Source organism: Paenibacillus sp. CR_12 (genome assembly GCF_041953985.1).
Classification (GTDB): Bacteria; Bacillota; Bacilli; order Paenibacillales; family Paenibacillaceae; genus Paenibacillus_AQ; species Paenibacillus_AQ lautus_A.
Genome location: NZ_JAVFHO010000002.1, coordinates 1,525,899 through 1,545,894, shown reverse-complemented (window position 1 = coordinate 1,545,894; position 19,996 = coordinate 1,525,899). Strand labels below are relative to the sequence as shown.

General features: G+C 54.7%; 16 protein-coding genes. All 16 read left to right on the top strand.

Annotated features, from left to right (window positions below):
- Nucleotides 1-167: 167 nt before the first annotated feature.
- The 16 genes from RB297_RS10860 to RB297_RS10785 all read left to right on the top strand — a co-directional run bounded on the left by RB297_RS10860 (nt 168) and on the right by RB297_RS10785 (nt 19,933).
- On the top strand, nt 168-1,541 hold the full coding sequence (locus tag RB297_RS10860; RefSeq protein ID WP_375120417.1) for an alpha-L-fucosidase: 1,374 nt from the start codon (nt 168-170) through the stop codon (nt 1,539-1,541).
- 3 nt (nt 1,542-1,544) lie between these two features.
- Entirely contained in the window at nt 1,545-4,661 is a 3,117-nt protein-coding gene (locus tag RB297_RS10855; RefSeq protein WP_375120416.1) for a glycoside hydrolase, read from the top strand.
- A gap of 301 nt (nt 4,662-4,962) precedes the next feature.
- Nucleotides 4,963-7,254, top strand: a complete 2,292-nt coding sequence (locus RB297_RS10850; RefSeq protein ID WP_375120415.1) for a glycoside hydrolase family 3 N-terminal domain-containing protein — start codon at nt 4,963-4,965, stop codon at nt 7,252-7,254.
- A gap of 173 nt (nt 7,255-7,427) precedes the next feature.
- On the top strand, nt 7,428-9,233 hold the full coding sequence (locus RB297_RS10845) for a sensor histidine kinase (RefSeq protein ID WP_375120414.1): 1,806 nt from the start codon (nt 7,428-7,430) through the stop codon (nt 9,231-9,233).
- Entirely contained in the window at nt 9,199-10,890 is a 1,692-nt protein-coding gene (locus tag RB297_RS10840; protein ID WP_375120413.1) for a response regulator, read from the top strand. Before RB297_RS10845 ends, RB297_RS10840 begins: the two co-directional genes overlap by 35 nt.
- 94 nt (nt 10,891-10,984) lie before the next feature.
- A complete protein-coding gene (locus RB297_RS10835) occupies nt 10,985-12,667 on the top strand; it encodes an extracellular solute-binding protein (RefSeq protein ID WP_277746519.1) in 1,683 nt (560 codons plus the stop codon).
- Between the two features lie 112 nt (nt 12,668-12,779).
- Nucleotides 12,780-13,679: an ABC transporter permease gene (locus RB297_RS10830; protein WP_009589934.1), complete on the top strand. Its 900-nt coding sequence runs from the start codon at nt 12,780-12,782 to the stop codon at nt 13,677-13,679.
- Between the two features lie 17 nt (nt 13,680-13,696).
- On the top strand, nt 13,697-14,578 hold the full coding sequence (locus RB297_RS10825) for a carbohydrate ABC transporter permease (protein WP_277746518.1): 882 nt from the start codon (nt 13,697-13,699) through the stop codon (nt 14,576-14,578).
- A gap of 150 nt (nt 14,579-14,728) precedes the next feature.
- Nucleotides 14,729-15,205 (top strand): DinB family protein, encoded by a 477-nt coding sequence (locus RB297_RS10820; RefSeq protein WP_375120412.1) that lies wholly within the window; start codon nt 14,729-14,731, stop codon nt 15,203-15,205.
- A gap of 333 nt (nt 15,206-15,538) precedes the next feature.
- The gene (locus RB297_RS10815; RefSeq protein ID WP_375120411.1) at nt 15,539-16,462 is read left to right on the top strand and encodes a DUF7638 domain-containing protein; all 924 of its coding nucleotides are present in this window, start codon (nt 15,539-15,541) and stop codon (nt 16,460-16,462) included.
- 64 nt (nt 16,463-16,526) lie between these two features.
- Nucleotides 16,527-17,294 carry a class I SAM-dependent methyltransferase gene (locus tag RB297_RS10810; RefSeq protein ID WP_375120410.1) on the top strand — a complete coding sequence of 256 codons (768 nt, stop codon included), beginning with the start codon at nt 16,527-16,529 and terminating at the stop codon, nt 17,292-17,294.
- 75 nt (nt 17,295-17,369) lie between these two features.
- A complete protein-coding gene (locus RB297_RS10805; RefSeq protein WP_375120409.1) occupies nt 17,370-17,765 on the top strand; it encodes a DUF6508 domain-containing protein in 396 nt (131 codons plus the stop codon).
- Between the two features lie 76 nt (nt 17,766-17,841).
- Nucleotides 17,842-18,108 carry a GNAT family protein gene (locus RB297_RS10800; RefSeq protein WP_375120408.1) on the top strand — a complete coding sequence of 89 codons (267 nt, stop codon included), beginning with the start codon at nt 17,842-17,844 and terminating at the stop codon, nt 18,106-18,108.
- 90 nt (nt 18,109-18,198) lie between these two features.
- Nucleotides 18,199-18,573, top strand: coding sequence for a VOC family protein (locus tag RB297_RS10795; RefSeq protein ID WP_375120407.1), 375 nt, complete (start codon nt 18,199-18,201; stop codon nt 18,571-18,573).
- A gap of 52 nt (nt 18,574-18,625) precedes the next feature.
- Entirely contained in the window at nt 18,626-19,048 is a 423-nt protein-coding gene (locus RB297_RS10790; RefSeq protein WP_375120406.1) for a VOC family protein, read from the top strand.
- Nucleotides 19,049-19,096: 48 nt separating this feature from the next.
- Nucleotides 19,097-19,933 carry a PIG-L deacetylase family protein gene (locus tag RB297_RS10785; protein ID WP_375120405.1) on the top strand — a complete coding sequence of 279 codons (837 nt, stop codon included), beginning with the start codon at nt 19,097-19,099 and terminating at the stop codon, nt 19,931-19,933.
- The last annotated feature ends 63 nt before the right edge of the window (nt 19,934-19,996 follow it).

Here is a 19,996-nt window from a genome sequence, read left to right as displayed (position 1 = left end):
GCCAAAATCAAAGTTTTCTCTCAAAAGTAAAGTGTTCAAGACAGGGATTCCCGGGCTAGAGTAAAGGTCATAAGAAGCCTTGAGACTGCTCAAAGAGTCAGAAGCGAAAGTCTTTATTAAGGCTGGCCGCACGGCAAGAGCCGTGCAGAATAAGGAGGACGTAGTTCATGACCAAGCAAACACAAGCCATCCGGGAAGGCTGGCAATGGTTTACGGAAAGCCGGTACGGCATGTTTATTCATTTCGGGCCTTATGCCCAATACGGGCGCGGCGAGCAGGTTCTGTTCCGGGAGCATTTGGACCAGGCCGAATACGCGCGGAAGGCCTGCGAGTGGAATCCGGAATTCTTTGACGCCGAGCTTTGGGCGTACACCGCGCGCAAAGCGGGGATGAGATATGCCTGCTTAACGACGCGGCATCATGACGGGTATTGCCTGTGGGATACGGCCACGACGGATTATTCCAGCGCGAAGCAGGCGCCCGGCCGGGATCTGGTACGCGAATTTACTGATGCGTTCCGGGCCCAGGGGCTTCGGGTCGGCTTATATTATTCCTGGATCGATTGGCGGATCCCGGCTTACTTCGACGGACCGGAGAAGGATCCCGAGGGCTGGGAGACGATGAAGCAGTATTTGCATGCCCAAGTGGAAGAGCTGGTCACGAAATACGGGCGCATCGATCATTTCTTTTTTGACGGGGTCTGGCCGCGAACCGCGGAGGACCTGGACAGCATCAAACTGGTGGAACGGATGAAGTCGATTCAGCCGGACATCCTGGTGAACAACCGTCTTGGGCTGTCCGAGGAGGAGAAGCTGCATGCGGACGGCGGCGGCGGCTCGGGCGATTCCGAGGTGCTGGGCGATTTCGGCTCGCCGGAGCATGTCATCGTCCCGGATCAGAAGCGGCTGTGGGAATCCAGCCAGGTCACCACGTGGAGGCTGTGGGGGTACACGAACGGCGAACGATGGCGTCCGGCCGACGTTCTGCTCGACATGCTGTGCGAGTGCGCGGAAAAAGGGGGGACCGTGGGCGGCAATCTGCTGCTTAACGTCGGACCGCAGCCCGAAGGACAGCTTCCGCCGGCGTTCGTGGAGCGGGCGCTGAAGATCGGGGAGTGGCTGGACGTTCACGGCGAGGCCATCTACGGCTCCGACGGCGGGAACCTCACGGAGTTCATCACCTACGGGCGGCAGACGATGAAAGACAACAAGCTGTATCTCATTATCCGCTTCTGGGATGGGAGGCCGGTGCTGAGGCTGGCGGATCTGGTGACGCCGGTATCACGGGTGACGCTGCTGACAACGGGGCAGGAGCTGTCGTTCCGACAGGAAGGCGACGTGCTGTGGATCGAAGGGCTGCCGCGGGAACGTCCGACCGAGCTCTTCCCGGTCATCCGCATCGAATGCGAGGAGCGGCCGCAGACCAATCCATGGGGAGTGAACCGCCTTTGGACCGGCGACCCTTCCCGGATCGCCGACTGGGCGCGAACGCGCGGTACATCCGTATACGTCGACGGCCAGCCGCGGACAAGAAAGGAGTAGGCGATGAGAACGCTGGTATTTTACGACGAGCATTTTCCTTACGAAGGCGAACGTCCGTCTGCTGAAGCACTGGAGCGATTGCGGGAATGGGCGGTGGTCGCAGGTGCCGCGGACGTGGCTGATCGTCTGACGGAAGGCGGCTGGGACGCGCTGGTTCATCTGCACGGGCCATACTTTCCGAAAGCGGCTTGGGCGGCCATCGAAGCCCACCTGAAGGCCGGCGGCGGTCTGGTTCATGCCAGTGGCGTGCCTTTCCGCAGGCCGGTTCGAGAGCTGAACGGAAGCTGGCATGCCGAACGCGAGCAGCTGGCTTACCATCAGCGAATGGATATCCATGATGCGCTGGCGGTTGACGTATCGCGCGTCCGGGAGCTGAAGGCCTCCGCCGAATGCCCGATCCTGCTGGGGCGCGAGGAGCTGTTTGGCATCGAGCCGACCTGGGGCTTGACGCTGCATCCGACCAAAGCGAGCGACATCCCGGCGGAGATGGGGGCATGCGGTCCGATGGACGCCGTCATCTCGCCGCTGCTGATCGGCATGGACCGTGATCGACGCGAGCGGTCCGCTCCGGTCGTCATGCTGGAGCAGCATAAGGGCGATTACGCCGGGGGCCGCTGGATTCTGATCAACCAGCAGCTGAGGGCATCGTTCTGGGAGACGAAAGGGATGGACGTCCTGAAGGAACTGGCCGATTACGCGGGAACAGGCGTGACGGAGCTGTGGCTGAAGCCGAACTACGCCTCCTACGAGCCGGGCGAGCAGATGCGGCTGACGATCCAGCTGCAGTCGTTGTCCCGGACGTCTGCCCCGGCGCAGACCTGGCATTTTGCGGTGAGTCTTATCAAGGAAGCCGACGGCGAGACCGTCTGGACCGGACAAGAGAAGTCGGAAGCCGGCATGGAACAGCGGGATCTGCAGCAGCTTCGCTTGTCCGTACCCGTACGGCTGGAAGCGGGCTTGTACCGGATCGTTTGCGAAGCCGAGTCCGATTCCGGGGAGCGCCGCACCCTGACCCAGGCGGTATGGGGCGTCGATCGTCCGCTGCTGCAGGCGGGAGAGCGGCTGGAATGCGGGCGCGATTACTTCCGCCGCGGCGGGCGGACGGTTCCGATCGTTGGCATGACGTACATGACCTCCGACGTCGCGCGCAAATTCCTCCATCTGCCGAACGTGCAGCGTTGGGATGCGGATATGGCGGAGATGAAGCGGGCAGGAATCAACCTGATCCGGACGGGCATATGGACGGGGTACCGGATGATCATGTTTGCCGACGGCCATGCGGCCGAGGACGTCATGCGGGCGATCGATGCCTTTATCCTGACGGCCAAGCGGCATGAGCTTGAAGTGACGTTTACGTTCTTCTCGTTTGCGCCCGAAGCCTGGGAAGGCGTGAACCCCTACCTGGATCCGCGATCGGTGGAGGCGCAAAAGCGCTTCGTCGCCTCCATCGTCGGACGTCACAGGGGCACGACCAACGTGCATTGGGACCTGATCAACGAGCCTTCGCTGTTCGATCCGAAGCGAATCTTCGAGGGGCCGGTATCGATGGGGGACCGGTTCGAGCGGCAGGCCTGGTCCGAGTGGCTGCGGCAGCGCCACGGGGATGATCTGGCGCTGCTTCAGGAGCGCTGGAACATGACGCCGGGCGAGCTGCCTTCATTCGAGTCGGCGCCTGCGCCGAGTCCGGACGACAAGCTGTTCAACAGCGTGCTGCAGCCGAAGAAGTGGGGACCGTGGATCGATTTCACGCTGTTCACCATGGACATGCATAATCGGTGGGCGTCCGAGCTCATCGGCACCATTCGCCGCTCCGATCCCCGCCAGCTGGTAACGGTCGGGCAGGATGAGGGCATCTGCTCCCAGCGTCCGTCGCCTTCGTTCTATGGCCCCGCGGTCGATTACACGACGGTCCACTCCTGGTGGCAGAACGATCACCTGGCCTGGGACGGCATATTTACGAAAACGCCGGACAAGCCGAATCTGATCCAGGAGACCGGCATTATGCACGTGCAGCGTCCGGACGGCATCGCCAAGCGGACGGAGGAAGAGCTTCGCAGCATCCTGGAGCGGAAGTACGCGTATTCGTTTTCGACCGGGGGCGCGGGTGCCGTGCAGTGGATTTGGAATATTAACTACTTCATGGATAATGCCAACGAATCCAACATCGGGGCGCTTCGGGCGGACGGAACGCAGAAGCCGGAGGCCGATGTGTCCTATGACTTCGGCCGCTTCATGAAGGAAGCAGCCGGCCTGTTCGACGATGAACGGCAGCTGGAGGATATCGCCGTCGTTTACCCGTATTCGAATGATTTTTCCAGCCGCAAGCTGGCGTACGAAGCGACGACGAGGGCCATGCGCGCATTGACGTTCGGCATGAACGTCCATCCGCGGGGCATCGGCGAATATCAGCTGGAGGACCTGAAGCGCTATCCGGCCAAGCTGATCATCGTGCCGAGCGCGCATAATTTCGACGATGGCGCGTTTGCCCAGCTCCTCGACTTGGCAAGGGAAGGGAGCACGGTCTTGTGGACCGGCCCGCTTCGCACCGATGCGTATTGGGGACCGGCACCGCATCGTCTGCAGCAGGAGATCGGCGAAACCGTCCATGCCAACGTTCTTCGGGAAGAAACGCTGGAGCTGGCGGGAGAGCATTTCGCCGTTTCGTTCGGCGAGCGGAAGATTAACGCGCTGGCGGTGGATCGTCCGGCGGGCCGGTTGGATGGGACGCTGGCACCCGTCACGGTGACCTTGGGCTCGGGACGGTTCATCTGGTGCCCGCTCCCGGTCGAGATGAACGAGCGCTGGGAGCCGATCCAGGCGCTGTACGCGGAAGCTATCCGCTCCGCAGCCGTTTCGCCTGAGATGGAATGGCCGAAGGGAGGCGAGCTTCCGGGTATTTACGGCCGCAAGCTGACGTTCGGGCAAGGAAGCTTGTACGTCTTCGTCTCCGAGCATGGGGCAAGCGCAGAGGTCGAGGTAAAGGACCCGGCAACCGGAAAGGTCTACGCTTTCGAATTGGAACGGGAGCGGACCGTGATGTTTACGACCGATGCCGGGGGACAAGTGCAGACGGTTTACCGGCCGGAGGAGGTTCGCATCCGGCAGATCCAACCATCTTGAGGCGTGCTCGCCCATGAAAAGGTTGGAAGACGGTTCTAGCCGTTGATCTGGTTTGTCCAGGTGCGGTGCAGCCATTCTGCAGGATACGCATAGTGGGAGGTTCTTCGGCCGAGCGGATCGTGCCGGAGAGCCTTTTTCTTCCATCGGGAATTTCGGCAGGGCTGCTGCTTAGGCGGTGTGGCATTGAATCCGATGGGGAAGAGCATAAAACCGAAACCCCATAGGATGCGGGAACATTCAACGAACGGTTGCATGAGATCAATAAGAACGAATCTAACAGGAATAGGAAAGGGTGTGCGCCATGGACTACAAGGACGCTGCATGGCCGGTCTCACGGCGGGTCGAGGACTTGCTGGAGCGGATGACGGTCGAGGAGAAAATCGGGCAGCTGATCCAGCCGTTCGGCTGGAAAGCTTACATAAGAAGCGACGAAGGTACGATCAAGCTAACCGAGGAGTTCAAGTCGCAGCTTGCGGAGGGAGGAATCGGTTCCTTGTACGGAACGCTGCGGGCCGATCCCTGGACCGGGGTGACGCTGGCGAACGGTCTGTCCCCGCGGGAAGGGGCGGAAGCGGTTAATGCGATTCAGCGTTATGCGATGGAGCACTCGCGGCTGGGGATTCCGATTCTGTTCGGGGAAGAATGCTCCCACGGGCATATGGCGATCGGGGCGACGGTGTTTCCCGTACCGCTTACGATCGGCAGCACCTGGAACACGGAGCTGTTCCGCAGCATAAGCCGCGCCGTTGCCGCCGAGACAAGAGCTCAGGGGGGAGCGGCCACCTATTCGCCGGTGCTGGACGTGGTACGGGATCCCCGCTGGGGCCGTACCGAAGAAACCTTCGGCGAGGACCCCCATTTGGTGGCCGAATTCGCGGTTGCCGCCGTGCAGGGACTGCAAGGCGAGCGCCTGGATTCGCATACCAGCCTGCTGGCTACGCTGAAGCATTTCGCAGGCTACGGCGCTTCCGAAGGGGGACGCAATGGGGCCCCAGTTCACATGGGCCTTCGGGAGCTTCACGAGGTCGATTTGCTGCCGTTCCGCAAGGCCGTTGAAGCGGGTGCCTTGTCGGTCATGACGGCCTATAATGAAATCGACGGAGTCCCTTGCACATCCAGCGGGTACCTGCTGCAAGACGTTCTTCGGGAGGCGTGGGGCTTTGACGGCTTCGTCATTACCGATTGCGGCGCGATCCATATGTTGGCATGCGGTCACAATACGGCCGGATCGGGCGTGGAGGCGGCGGCCCAGTCGCTGAAGGCCGGTGTCGACATGGAGATGTCCGGGACCATGTTCCGGGCACATCTTCACCAAGCGCTGGAGCAAGGGCTGGTCACTGAAGACGATCTGAATATGGCAGCCGGACGCGTGTTGGAGCTGAAGTTTCGCCTGGGACTCTTTGATCGGCCTTATGTGGATCCAGCCTGGGCAGAGCAGGTCATAGGCTGCAAGGAGCATATCGCTCTGGCCTACCAGGCGGCGGCTGAAGGCATCGTGCTCCTGAAAAACGAGGGGAACCTGCTGCCTCTGGATTCGAGCAGCGGAACCATTGCCGTCATTGGCCCCAACGCCCATGCGCCGTACCATCAGCTTGGCGATTATACCTCCCCCCAGCCGCCGGGGCAGATCGTAACGGTGCTGGACGGCATCCGCCGACGGCTGGGAGACAGCCGCGTGCTGTATGCGCCGGGCTGCCGCATACAAGGCGATTCAAGGGAAGGGTTTCCTCGGGCGCTGGCATGTGCCGAGCAAGCCGACGTCATCGTGATGGTGCTTGGCGGCTCCAGCGCACGGGATTTCGGGGAGGGCACCATCGATCTGAGAACCGGTGCCTCGGTCGTGACCGGACATGCCGAGAGCGATATGGAATGCGGGGAAGGGATTGACCGCTCGACCCTGACGCTGATGGGCGTGCAGCTGGAGCTGCTGCAGGAGCTCCAGAAGCTCGGCAAGCCGGTGATTGTTGTCTATATCAACGGACGGCCGATTACGGAGCCGTGGATCGACGAGTTTATTCCGGCGATCGTCGAAGCTTGGTATCCCGGCCAAGAGGGAGGCAGCGCGATTGCGGACCTGCTGTTTGGCGATATCAACCCGTCCGGCCGTCTGCCGCTGTCCATTCCGAAGGAGGTTGGCCAGCTGCCGGTCTCTTATAATGCCAGACGGACCCGGGGCAAGCGTTACCTGGAGACGGATCTTGCGCCGCGGTATCCGTTTGGCTTCGGCTTAAGCTATACGGAATTCCGTTACGGCCGTCTGACGGTCGAGCCGGCCGTTGTTCCCATAGGCGGCGAAGCCACGGTCCGGATCGACGTGACCAACGCGGGAGCACGGGACGGCGCGGAAGTCGTTCAGCTGTACGTCTCGGATTTGGCCGCCTCCGTGACCCGTCCCGAGAAGGCCTTGAAAGGGTTCCGAAAGGTGTTCCTGAAGGCCGGGGAAACGCAGGAAGTAACGTTCACCATCGGCAGCGAGCAGCTGGAATTGATCGGCCTTGACCTGAAGCCGGTGGTGGAGCCGGGCGAGTTCCGCATTCAGGTCGGTCCCGACTCGACGAGAGGAGTGGTCGCAAGCTTGATGGTGGAAGGCTAACCGGTCCGTCCCTCCCAAACATAATGAATCTTAACGATACAGGTTCAACCCGGCGAAAGCGGATATCCTGAAGTTGTCGGATGTCCTTGCTTTACCCGGGCTAACCGGTCGTGAACAATCGTTTAACCGTTATGGTCCGTTTTCATCCTGTATATCGGTAAGGCGAAGCGATCATGGTAACGAAGTGGAGGAAAACGATGAAGCTGCTGTGGTTCAAATCGATTTATCCCAAAATCGTGGCCGGCTTTTTGTTGGCCATTATGCCGGTTTACGCCGCTGCCCTCTACATGAACGAGTCCGGGCTTGCGAGCGTGGAGCAGGAAATTACCCAGTCCTTGAATGCGAGGACTAATTTTTTCATGCGCACGCTGGAACAGGAGCTGCGATCGACGGTGCTGCTGATGAACGATTTGTCGCAGGACTCCGACCTGCAAAAGCTAAGCACCATCGCGCCTGCCATGAGCCGTTCCGAATATTTTCAGGCGATCAACCGCCTGCAGGGCAAAATGCGGCTGCTGCAAAGCTCCAATCAATACGTTCAGGAAGCCAAAACGTATATTCCGTTGATTGAGAAAACGATTGAGCAGGTGTCGTACGAAGGAGCCATGCCGCCAGAGCAGATGAAGGCGCTTGAGGAGCATCCCGAACGGGTCATTTTCGAATGGAAGAACAAGCTTCTGCTGGGTATGGTATACCCGGAACGATTGCGAAACGGCCATCCGCCTAATTTTGCGATTGCGGCGGAGCTCTCCGTTCCGAAAATGCAAACGGCGCTCCTGCAGCTGGCCACGGGGGACGGGGGCGCCGTTCTCATCGGCGTGGACAATAGCTGGGTCCTGACTCAGGAGGACGGAGGCAGCATCGGTCCGCGGTTGGCCGAACGCATTGACTTGGAAGCGCTAACAAGCACCGAGTTTTCAAAGCTTCCCTACAACACGAAGGTAAAGGCGGACGGGGCCAACTATTGGGTTAGCGTGGAGCGCTCCGCCTTTTTGAATGCCGACCTGGTGGTGTATGTGCCCGAAGCCGAATTCTTGGGCCCGCTGGGGAAATACCGCATGATCTTTTTCGGGCTGTCGGGCTTCTCCCTGCTGGTGGTTATTCTGTTCTCGGGCTGGATCTACAGCCGAATTCATCAGCCGCTTCAGCGGATGGTGAGGGCATTCCGCAACATCGATTTCGACAGTCCCCGGGTGGAGCTGCGCCATAAGCATCATGACGAGTTCCACTATCTGTACGAGCAGTTTAACCATATGGTGAAGCGCCTGCAGGTACTGATCCACGAAGTGTTTGAGCAGAAAATCCGCTCGCAGCGTTCCGAGCTGAAGCAGCTCCAATCCCAAATCAACCCCCATTTTTTATATAACAGCTTCTTTACGCTTCATCAGATGGGAGAGATGGAGGATTACGAGAATATCGTTCGTTTTACGAGGCATTTGGGGGAATATTTCAGGTTCATCACCCGCAACGCTGCCGACGAAGTTTCGTTGAAGGCGGAAGTGGGGCATGCCAAAGCTTACGTGGACATTCAGTCCATCCGTTTCCATAACCGGATATCGGCTTATTGGGATGGCATCCCCGGTGATTGGGAGCAACTGGACGTTCCGCTGCTCATCCTTCAGCCCTTAATCGAAAATGCATACGAGCACGGACTTGAGGAGAAGGAGGCGGACGGGCAAATCCGGGTTACCATCGCCGCTGAGCGGCATGTCCTGCATATCGTCGTGGAGGATAACGGGGAGACGTTGACGGACGAAAGGCTGCGGAACCTGCAATCCATGATCGAGAATTCGGACGTGAAAGGAGAGATCACCGGTTTATCCAACGTGCACCGACGCCTTCGATTAAAATTCGGGCCTGCGGGCGGATTGACCTTTTCGAGAAGCCGGTTGGGCGGTTTGAGAATCGATATGACACTGCCAAAGCAAGAAAGGAGCGAGACGGATGAAGAGCAGGTTCAGAATACTGATCGTGGATGACGAACCTTTTATCGTGAACGGGCTTGCGGAATTGTGCCTTGGCGCGGAGTTTCTCGAGCTTGAGGTATATAAGGCTTATTCCTCTTCGGAAGCCTTGGGCTGGCTTAAACGGGCGAAAATGGACATCGTTTTGTCGGATATCAAAATGCCGGGGTTAAACGGCCTTGCCCTGCAAAAGGAAATATCCAGGCAGTGGCCCCATTGCAAAGTGATTTTTTTGACCGGATACGACGACTTTTCTTATATCCAGGAGGCCACCCGGCAAGGAAGCGTCGATTACGTTCTCAAGGCCGAGGGAAACGATGCCGTGCTGAGCGCGATCGAGAAGACCGTGGAGCTGCTTGACCAGGAGATGGAAGCAGACATTCTGCTTGCCAAAGCGAGGGACAATATGCGCATGGCGCTGCCTTTTTTACAGCAGCAGTACGTTCTGGAGCTGATGCAAAAAGCCCCTGGTCCTATTCGGCGGGAGGAGCTGGAGCAGCGCTTTGCGGAGCTGGAGATGAAGCTGGATCCCGGCAAGCCATGCCTGCTGCTGTTATGCAGGCTGGACGGCTGGCAAAGGCAAGAAAGTCCATCGGCCCAATCGCTGATGCTGTACGCAGTCCAGAATATCATCGGCGAGCTGCTCGGCCCGATGACCGACGGCATGGCAGTGGAGTTCGGCAGGGCCAAGATGATCTGGATATTGCAGCACAAAGAGGAGGGGGAGGAGCATCCGGAGGAGGTTCGAAGTCCGGCGGCGGAACGGGTCCAGCGTTTTGTCCACGGGATGCTGGAACAAATTCAGGACGTTTGCAAAACGCTTCTGAAATTGAAGACGTCGTTTGCCATGGCTGGCGAGTGGGTCGATTGGGAACGGCTGCCGGACAAGTTCGAAGGACTGAAGCAGCTGCTGGACAGCGGCCTCGGGATCGGCCACGAATCTTTGTTGACCGAAGCCCGTGAGCGCAACCGCCCGGATCGTACGGGGCATTTTCTGGGGCGCTCTCGCTCGCATCTGAAGCGGATGGAGCTGCTGCGCGGCTGTTTGGACAATGGGGACCGGGAGGAATTCATGGAGCTGTTCCATGAGGTGACCGATACCTCTTCCTTCCCGCCGGAGGTTGAATATTTGCTGAGAATGGAAGTGTATTACGGCCTGGTGTCCGTGATGATGCCGTCCCTGGTGGATATGGAAGCTCTCTGCCGGAACGTGGAAGGGGAAGGGGCGGTGGATTATATCACATTGACTCATCTGGAGGAGCATGATTCCTGGACGGAGGCGGCCGAATATTTCGAAAGGCTGGCGGACATCATCTTCAACCGGAAAGAGCAGGGGAAGCAGGATCAGCAGCATGAGGTGATTGCCAAAGTTCAACGGTATATCGAAGATAATCTGGGAGGCGACCTGTCCTTGACGCAAATCGGGGAGGCCGTGGGACACAACCCTTCGTATTTGTCCAGATTGTACAAACAAGTGACCGGTGAGGGCCTGTCCGAGTCGATCAATGCGGCACGGCTGGCCAAAGCGAAGCAGCTGCTGAAGGAGACGACGGACAAAATCCATGTCATCGCCGCTGCGGTGGGTTTCAGTTCTCCGCCGTATTTTTACCGCTTTTTCAAAAAAACGACCCATTTGACGCCGCAGGAATACAGAGAACTTCACAACATGTAAAGAGAAGATATCAAAGTAAAGAGCTTGAAGTAGATAGCTCTTTTTTTGTTCCCTTATACTCTATACAAACATCGAATTCAAGGAGGTCGCAAACATGAAGAGAAATAAGATCTTGTCCGTATTGTGGATCAGTATGCTGGCTTTCGTGTTTATTTTAAGCGCTTGCAGCAAAGGGGAAGGAGGCGGAGGCAGCGCGGCGGGTTCATCCGCCGATAGCGAAGCCTCGGCCATGGAGCCGGGCGACCCGTTCGGCAAGTATGATCCTCCCATTCAGCTGGATGCCGTCCGGTTTGTAGGAGAAGAAGTGAAGTTCCCGTCCGGACAGGATATTAAAAACAACGTGTGGACCGACCTATATAAGGAAATGGGCATCAACCTCAACTATAAATGGGTGGTAACGGGCCAGGAGCAGTATGAATCCAAAATGAATATCGCGATTGCTTCGAATGACCTCCCGGATATCATGCAGGTGACGCCGGAGCAGCTGCGCCAGCTTGCGGATGCCGGGCAATTGGCGGACTTGACGCCGGCTTTCGAGAATTACGCCAGCGATGACCTGAAGAAGGTCATGGAGATCGAGAAAAACGCGCTCCCTTCCGCGACGTTTGACGGCAAGCTGTTGGCGATCCCGTCCACCCAGCCGGTAATCGGCGGCTCGGCTCCCCTGCTGTGGGTCAGGGAGGATTGGATGGAGAAGCTGAATCTGCCTGAACCGAACACGATGGATGACCTTGTGACCATTGCGGAGGCGTTTGCCCAGCACGATCCGGACGGTAACGGCAAGGCGGATACCTACGGACTTGCGCTGACCAAGGATATCGGATTAAACAGCTCTTCGGTAGGTTTCTTTAACGGCTTCGGCGGTTTCCCGCAAATTTGGATCGAAGACGCGGAGGGGCAACTGCAGTTCGGCAGCATTCAGCCGGAGATGAAGGAAGCGCTGGCCAAGCTGCAGGACATGTTCAAGAACAAGCTGATCGACCCCGAGTTCGGCGTAAAGGATACCGTCAAGGTCTTTGAATCCGTGACCACCCACAAAATCGGCATGCTGATCGGACCAAGCTGGTATCCGGCATGGCCTTTCTGGGACATGGTGAAAGAAGATGAATCGGTGAATTGGAAGTCCTACCCTATCCCGTCTTTGGAGGGCGGTCCGGCGACGGTGCAGATGCCTTTTGCCGTATCCCAATATTACGTGGTCAAAAAGGGGTACGAGCATCCCGAGGTCATCGTCAAGCTGGCTAACCAGTACTACGAGAAGCTGTACAGCGACAATGCGGAATTTGACAAGTATGGCCAAATCATCGAAGACGGCGTATCCATCGGAGTCAACAAATATTCGCTGGTCGAGGTCGTCAATCCGAACAAAGACCTGATCCGGCAGGAGGAGCTGGCCAAAGCGCTAGAATCCGAAAGCGACGCGGACATCACCAGCGCCGAAACGAAGATCATGTTCAAGGAATTTCAGGAATATCTCGCAGGCAACAACCCGATGGGCTGGTCCGGCTATGCCGCCAATGGGCCGGAAGGCTCCATGAAGCAGCTTCGCGATTTGAACGATGCGGGCAAAGTCATCTCGAACGGTTATGTCGGCGCTCCGACCGAGACCATGGCCGACAAAAAGGCGACGCTCGACCGGCTGGAACAGGAAACGTTCATCAAAATCATTTTGGGCGAGGCGAGCATCGACGCCTTTGATGAGTTCGTGGCTAATTGGAAGAAGCTCGGCGGCGACAAGATTACGGAAGAAGTTAATGCATGGAAGGCCGCCAGATAAGAAGTTCGGCTAACGGGAACAGGGGAGGGAGGTTTCTGACACCCGCCCCTGTTCTCATTTCACCACCTGCTGAAGGCGAATGGGATACACATTGACAGACAGGAGGATCGCCATGTTAAGCAAAAAATTTCGGCGGCAGTGGCCGCTTCATTTGATGATCTTGCCCGGCATCGTCATCGTACTGATCTACAGCTATTGGCCGATGATCGGCATCGCCATGGCCTTTCAGAAATTCGTTCCGTTCAAAGGCCTATTCGGCTCGGACTGGATCGGGCTGGACAATTTCCGCTATGTGTTCGATCTGCCGGAAACCGGCCAAATCATTTGGAATACGGTGTTTATCGCCTTCATGAAAATCATCGGGGGATTGGTCGTGCCGATCCTGGTTTCGCTGCTGCTGAATGAGCTGAGGAACGAGCTGATCAAACGGGGCGTGCAGACGCTCGTCTATTTGCCGCATTTTTTGTCGTGGGTCATCCTCGGCGGAATCTTTATCGACATTTTGTCGCCGACGAACGGGATCGCGAACCAAATATTGGGCTGGTTCGGCATCGAGCCGATTTTTTTCCTGGGCAGCAACCAATGGTTTCCTTATACCCTCGTCATAACGGACATCTGGAAGGAATTCGGCTTTAGCACCATCGTCTATTTGGCCGCGTTAACCTCCATCAATCCTTCCCTGTATGAGGCGGCTACGGTCGATGGCGCAAACCGCTGGAAACAGACCTGGCACATCACGCTTCCCGGCATGATGCCGATCATCATTTTGCTGGCAACCCTCTCGCTCGGGAACGTGCTGAATGCCGGTTTTGACCAGGTGTTCAACTTGTACAGCCCGCAGGTGTATGAGAGCGGGGACATTCTGGATACGTTTATATACCGGATCGGCATGCAGGGTGCCCAGTATGGGGTAGCCACGGCAATCGGCCTGTTCAAATCCTTGATCTCGTTCGTCTTTATCGTGACGTCCTACGCCCTGGCATCCAAGTTCGCCAATTACAGAATATTTTAGGAAGGAAGGTGTCCCGTATGCATAAACCGTCACTCAGCCGCAAATTTTTTCTTGGCTTCAACTACGCTTTTCTGATCGGTCTGGGGCTGCTCTGCTTTCTTCCCATCGTTCATATCCTGGCGGTTTCCCTCAGCTCCAAAGGCGCGGCGACGGCAGGGATCGTGAAGCTGTGGCCCGTCGATTTTACGCTCAGCTCCTATCAGTACGTATTGAACAAGCCGCAATTTATGGTAGCGATGTGGGTCACCGTGCAGCGCGTCGTTCTCGGGACCGGGATCAGCATGCTGCTGACCCTGCTCATCGCTTATCCGCTGTCGAAGGAATCGCGGGATTTTAAATTCCGCACGCAATATGCCTGGTTCTTCGTGTTCACGACCCTGTTCTCCGGAGGCCTTATTCCAAGGTATATGACGATAAGGGATACCGGACTGATCGATACGATTTGGGCATTGGTCATCCCGGGTGCGGTAGCGGTGTTCAACGTGATTTTGCTGCTCAATTTTTTTCGCGGCCTGCCCAAGGAGCTGGAGGAATCCTGCTTCATTGACGGCGGGAGCTACATCACCAGCCTGTGGAAAATATACGCGCCGCTGTCGCTGCCGGCCATGGCTACCGTAACGCTGTTTACGATCGTCGGCCAATGGAACGAATGGTTTGACGGACTGTTGCTGATGAATTCTCCGGAAAAATACCCGTTGTCGAGTTATCTTCAGACCGTTATCGTGCAGACCAATCTGACGTCGATCAATGCGGACGATGCCGCGGCACTCTCCGAAGTGTCCAACCGAACGTTTAAAGCCGCGCAGATATTCATCGGCTCGCTGCCGATTCTGCTGCTGTATCCCTTCCTCCAGCGTTTTTTCGTCAAAGGCATCGTGCTTGGCAGCGTCAAAGAGTAATCCGAAAATAGGCGTTGTGTTTCGTTTGATCTCCGTGCTTTTTCGTTATATATGGTATAATTTTCTAGTGAGATGCTAGACGCTAGATGCTATGGCTAGCATCGTCAATTCAGGCTTACCGATACAGCGATCAAGAGAGGAGAGTGCACCATGAACAAAGCGTATCTTCAATTGTACGATTATCACATTTGGGCGAACGAAAGATTATGGGACCATTTGCAATCCTTGCCGGAAGGCGTGTTTCTCCAGGAAGTGAACCTGGGCTTTACATCCATCGCCGAAGTATTCGGTCACCTTGCAGCTGCGGAGGAAGTTTGGTTTGCCCGAATCAAGGAGGAAAGACCTCCGTCGCTTGCCGCGAGACCGTTCGGGAATATGGCAGCAGCTCGTCAATACCTGAGCCGGCTCCAAACCGAGCACCATGAATATTTGGCGTCGGTTGGCGATATGGGGAAGGTTGTGACTTATCACAACACTGCGGGTGAGGCATTTCAGAATTCGATTTCGGAAATTCTCCAGCAGGTCGTAAATCATGGAACCTACCATAGAGGCAATATCACGACCATGCTTCGGCATTTGGGACACAAAGGAATCATAACGGATTATATTGCTTTTTTAAGAGTGTAGTTTAAACGCACCACACATAGGGGACTTCCTGCTGCCATGATCACATGAGCCGGGGAGTTCTTTTGCTATTTTTACCAAACGGAAAAGAGGATGTAAAATAGAATAAGAATGCCAGGTTTACAAGAGGGATGATGGGGAGTTGGTTTTGGTAGAGAATGTTTATAAATATCGTTGGTATAGAGCTTCCTGCGGCTCTCTTATATGATGTAAGGAATGCCCTCATAGCTATAGAAATTCATAGGATCAATAGAGCGACGCGGGTGAATCGCTGACACATTCGAGGAATACCAAAACACGAAGCCATATACTGCCTATAATCGGAAGGTGATTCATATGAAAAAGATTCGGAGATCCAAAATCGTTGAAGGTACTTCCATACCGGGAATAATCTGCAACGGAGGTCAGTACTTTTATATTGGCGTAGATATCTATGAAGACGGCATGATCAATTGCTGGGAGCTGGTTGACCTCAAAGGGCTAAAAAACAAGATCGATTCGAACTGGCTGACGCCTGTCGTTCCGCTTGGCGAAAATCTGTCGATCCATGGACTGGGTGCGTTCCGAGTCAAGGAAGCGAACTGGAGATTTCATCCAGACAGCTATTATGAACATATTAAGCAGACCATTCGCGTGATGAATCCGGAATTCGTGAATATCTATGAAGTTTCAGAGCGTGAGCAGAAGCAATGGGAGACCAGAAGAGTGGCCCACTCCCCTCGTCCCACTGATTTTTATGTGAAGGATGAAATGTTCTATCAAACGGTGGAGGGCGACGGTTTCCACATTTTCATGAAATATGAGGGTGCGAATTATTTAGTTTATTTGAATGTGTACCAGGACGGTCAAGTCTTGGTACACGACCTGCCCCTTGACGTCCGCAGCCATCTCGATGAGCTAAACGAATGGTTTCAGGACGGGACGCTGTTCACGACATTCGATGGCGCGCTGCCTCTTAGCATAGCGGGACTTGGCGAGGTTACGCTGTCTGAACCGTTGTATGCGGCAGACATGGAGGAGAAGTTCAAGGAACTTATCGACATCCACAGGAAATTGAACGGGGAGAAATCCGCGCATGAAGAATGCAGGGACGCTTATTATTTATATCTAGAAAATCCCACCGAGTTTTACAGGGAACATTTAAGAGAGAAATATGAACGGGTGCCCGAGCATGAGCGGATGTACTTGGGTGATATGGATTCTAAAGATTGGGACTACCAAAGAATCCTCTATCGGCCGGATGAGAAGCGGGAAGTGTAGCGGTTATCATATAGCTGGGTTGATGGGAAACAAAAAACATTTTAAAAAAAGTGAGGTCATTTCAATGTATAGTTCGTACGGAGCACTGTGTACGGAAGTGTATGATCTGAGCAAACCGTTAGGTTTCTCGTTTGGCGACGTGGAATATTATACAGAGCGCCTACAAGACGTTAAGGGCAAGGTGCTGGAAGTTGGATGCGGATCGGGCCGGGTATTAATCCCGTTGCTCCAAGCGGGCATCAACATCGAAGGCGTGGATAATTCGGCTGCGATGCTGGATTCCTGCAGAAGAAGATTAGCGGAATTGAGCCTTGAGGCTAAGCTGTTTGAAGACGAGATGCATAACTTTTCGTTGGCGGATGCCTATGACGCCATTATCATTCCAGCAGGATCTTTTCAGTTAGTGGAAGGACGCGAGCGGGCTGAATCGGCTCTGAAGCACTTTGCATCCAATTTGACGCCTGGGGGCAGGTTGATCGTGGATTTGTATATTCCTACGGATTTGGACGCGAATCACACCTCGACTAGAAGCTGGGAAACTTCCGGTAACGAAGTCATCATTCTGGAGGAAAGACGTACGGAATGCAATCTGCTTGACCAGCGCATCGTATCGATCCTGAAATATGAAAAATGGAAGGAAGGCCATCTGGTTCAGACCGAGCTGCAGCGGTTTCCTCTAAGCTGGTATGGGATGCATGAGTTTGAACTCATGTTAGAGAAGCAGGGATACGATGAGATTACGAAGTCGGCTGACTATCGCTGGATGAATCAACCTGTAAACGCGGGTCAGATGATTACATACGAGGCTAGGAAGGCTTCAAGGGGGCGTTAACAGGCATCAGGGCGTTTATATGAGGTGCCATGGGTACCTTGCGCGATGACGAATACAAATCAATGAGGTGACGGTATGCCGTATGACTCAGACTTAACTGCTTCAGATGTGGAGCGGTTGCTCCCATACCTCGAATATTTCCAAAATTCCGGGTCCGTTTTTTACCATGACGTTAATGGATATCGATGTGAAAGCAAGGAAATCGGAAGTTTTCGTAAAGCGTTGGATGACGTCGGCTTCCTCATGGTATTTAACTGGAGCGAATGGTTAGCGGAGAATGAGGCTTATCGAGATTTAGATAACCCTGTGGGGAGCAGCATTCGCAGCGCCGATCTGGTAACCCTTAGAAAATTGATGACCAGTTATGTTCGCGGTGACCGATTCAATGAAGGGTTATTCCTCAGCGTATGCATGAAAGGATATGTTGCTGAAATTTTATTGCGACTGAGAGAGTTGAAGGGCTCGTTATAATATTGGAAGGTTGAGCGGGGAAATATCGCATTTTTGAATATATTGATACTCTGAAACTTATAAGAAAGGTGCCTTTATGGAGATCTTTGGAGAGAACGTCATTTTATCAAAAATCACTATACATGATCTGGATTTTATCTGCGGAATGGAATGCGATCGGGATCTATGGCATTTTGAAGAATCGGTTGAGTCAGATCAACAAGTCGTTCGCAGCAAATATATGGCCAGAATCAATGAGGGAGGCGAAGCAACAGCCTATGATTTTATAGTCAGATTAGCTGATGATGAGATTTGGCAACCGATCGGACTGGCTCAAGTATGGAGTTTATTACTCCATTCTTGAAAAAGAGTTTTTTGGTGACGAGGAAGACGGGATTAGGTAAGCTGTGAATTATGAAACGGAACTATATCTATAAGATGGAGGGATTTAATAATGACTCATACCCCAATGCCCATTCAGAAAAGGATAGCGTCTGTATTTATTCATGTTAACGATATGGAAAAAGCGGTAGAATGGTATGCAAGGCTTCTGGGTGTGCCTTTCAGATCCGGTCCCTATGAGGAGATGTACAGCATCCAGCTGGACAATCTGTTGATCCTGCTGGACAGCCACCGATCCGGTCGGTTTACGCCTGCAGAGCAGGCTTTATTCGCACTGCCAACGGATGACATTGACCAAACCTACGAATATCTAAAATCCATTAATGTGACGATCATCGGAGAGATTGAGCGGTTTCCGGATATTTCGTTTGTTTCGATTCAAGATCCCGACGGGAATCTCATGATGATCGTGCAGGAGGATAACTAGAAACAAATATTGAAGACTAGCTGCATACTCAACCTTAAGGAGCTGGAAGGACATGATACAATCCATTGTTCATATCGCGTTAGTCGTGAAGGACTATGACGAGGCCATTGCATTTTATACCGAGAAGCTGAATTTTACTTTGATCGAAGATACATATCAGCCCGAACAAGACAAACGCTGGGTGGTTATTGCTCCTCCCGGGTCGGTCGGCACGACGATATTGCTTGCCAAAGCATCCAAGCCGGAACAAGAGCCGTTTATAGGCAACCAGTCGGGCGGCCGAGTGTTTCTGTTCCTGAATACCGATGACTTCTGGAGAGATTATCGCGAAATGTCGTCGCGGGGAATCGAGTTTGTAAGAGAGCCGAAAGAGCAGGATTACGGCATGGTAGCGGTATTCAAGGATTTGTACGGGAACCTGTGGGATTTGCTGGAGCTGAAAGAAGATCATCCATTGATGAAACGTTTGAAGTAATCGATACATCGATCGTTTATTGAAGAAACGATAAGGAGGAAGCAATAGATGTCCACTATTCTCAATGTGATTGTCATTGCAGCGCATCCCGATGAACCCGAAATCTATGCAGGAGCGATCTCCGCAGCCTACGCAGAGATGGGCCATCGGGTGAAGTTCGTTACGTTAACCGATGGATGCTGCGGTCATCATGAAATGAGCGGGCAGGACCTGATCGACCGTCGTATACGGGAAGCCCATGAGGCTGCCCGGCATCTTGGGATTCTGGAATATGTCGTTTTGCCCATACCCGATGGCGAATTGATGCCGACACCGGACGTACGCAAGGAAGTGATCCGTCAAATCCGCGGCTGGGAGGCAGATATCGTCATCACGTTCCATCCGGACGGTCCCGGCCATGTGGATAACCGAAATGCCGGGAAGGTCGTGCGGGATGCCGCAGATTTTGTGGCGAATGTACCTAATGCCGTGCCCGAAGTACCGTCATTAAAAAAATCCCCGATCTATCTGCTGATGCCGGATTACGCGGCACGGGCGTCATATCAGCCGGATATGGTCATCGATGCCGGAGGCGTCATCGAGAAGAAATTGCTGGCCTGCGATGCCCATGCTTCCCAGTTTTACGAGTTTGCCCCTTGGCAGGGCGGTTTCTTGCATGCCGTACCGGATACTTGGGAAGAGAAGCGGGATTTTATTCTGAAGTTTTGGAATCGGTTTCTGCGCGTGTCGGACGAAATGCTGCCTACGCTGACCAAGCTGTATGGTCAAGAGTATGCAGCCGGCGTACAATATGCCGAGCCTTTCGAAATTGCGGATTATGGCCGAAGACCGAATGACGCTGAAATGAAGGTATTGTTCCCGATGCTAACGGGTACTCGCGTGTAATCGATTCTCGGTTAAGCCATAAAAGAGCGGATTTCCTCTTCAGGGAAATCCGCTTTCTTTATA